Consider the following 1,319-nt stretch of genomic DNA (forward strand, 5'->3'; position numbering starts at 1 on the left):
ACCCATAACCACACCAACGACCGAACTGGCCAGCAGTCACGGCAAAGACCGTTGCAGTACTAGGGCCTGTGTGATGTCGTGATCAATCTTGCCTCGAACTCCGCGCCTCGATGCCGGAGGGTGAGGACGGCTTCGGCGCCGGGGACTGTCCACCTGCTGCCGGTGATGTCGAGTCTGTCGGCGACCAGATGGCGGGCTGCCCCTTCGACGGCGCCGCTGGCGATCGGCCAGCCGCCGGCCAGGGCCTGGTCGTAGTGGACGAAGTCGGCGTTGTTCTCGAGGTAGCGGCACGCTTTGTCGGCGGCGGTGCGCTGGTCGTCGGTGAGGTGGCGGCGGTCGGCTTCGGTGCGGATGTCGTGGGCGGCGCCGGGGGCGTCGCCGGCCAGGATCCGGGCGGCCTTGATGCCGACCCAGTCCTCGGTGGCGGGATCGGTGGCGGTGTGGAAACACCGCGAGGCCGCCCACAGTTTTTCGATCACGTGGACGATGTCTAGGACGATGTGGATCGTGACATTGCGGCGGGCGGCCTCGGCCTGGATCAGCTCCCGCTGGTGGGTGGCGCCGTCAATCAGTACGACCCAGTTCCGGTGGTGTTCGGGGTCGCGGGCTTCGGCCTGGTCGAACGCGGCGGCGATGACGGTTTCGGCGTCCTCGCGGACGGAGGCGGTGAGCCATTTCGCCCGTGCGGTGGGTCCTTTGCGGACGGTGCGGACTCCGGTGCGGCCGCCGGGCGGCGGATGGCGGGCTCGGCGTCGTGGACGACGGCGAGGGGTGGCCATCCTTTTGCGGCAGGACTTCTCGCCGGTCGACAGCCGGGTGCGGAAGGTGTGCCGGGCTTTGGCGGCGGCCTTCGCGGTGGCCTCGCGCAGGTGGCCCGGGCGCATCACGATTCCCTTCTGGTCGACACTGATCACCAGCAGCGTCTGGGCCGGGGCCGGGCGTGCGGGCCGTATAGAACGCGGCGACGTCCACGTCCGCGGCCCGCACCAGATCCTCCACCTGGCGTTTGCCCGCCACCCGGCCGCCGCAGCTGCGGTCGATCGCTTCCAGGGCGGTGTCGTAGGAACCGCGGGCCGCTTCGAGGACCGCGAGCCGGCGCAGTCCCAGGCTGTGCCGGCCGTGGGGCAGGCCCAGCATGGCGTCGGCGGCGTAGAGGTTGATCATGCCCGCGCCGCGCAGGGCGCATCGGGTCACGGTCACCGGCCCCAGCACGGTGGCCAGTTGCCGCCGGTGGCCCTTCTCCAGCCGGCTCCGGCCGCCGGCGAGCGCGGCCCGCTCATGCGGACCGAGGGCCAACAGGTGGTCCTCCTCGTGGCGGG

2 protein-coding genes are annotated in these 1,319 nt (G+C 71.3%); one reads left to right on the forward strand and one right to left on the reverse strand.

Annotated elements, in window-relative coordinates; all coding sequences use genetic code 11:
* Positions 1-59: 59 nt before the first annotated feature.
* Positions 60-884: a hypothetical protein gene (locus tag ALMP_RS32955; RefSeq protein ID WP_264935125.1), complete on the reverse strand. Its 825-nt coding sequence runs from the start codon at positions 882-884 to the stop codon at positions 60-62.
* Here ALMP_RS32955 and ALMP_RS32960 point away from each other — a divergent pair.
* Positions 838-1,319, forward strand: a 482-nt coding sequence (locus ALMP_RS32960; protein ID WP_264935126.1) for a hypothetical protein, incomplete at its 3' end; no start/stop codon positions are given. The genes ALMP_RS32955 and ALMP_RS32960 overlap by 47 nt on opposite strands.

The sequence above is a fragment of the Streptomyces sp. A012304 genome, assembly GCF_026008495.1.
GTDB lineage: Bacteria > Actinomycetota > Actinomycetes > Streptomycetales > Streptomycetaceae > Streptomyces.

What these genes read in the sequence shown, in the direction of transcription:
- ALMP_RS32955 (WP_264935125.1), bottom strand. Translation starts at nt 884, where the DNA reads ATGCGCCCGGGCCACCTGCGCGAGGCCACCGCGAAGGCCGCCGCCAAA.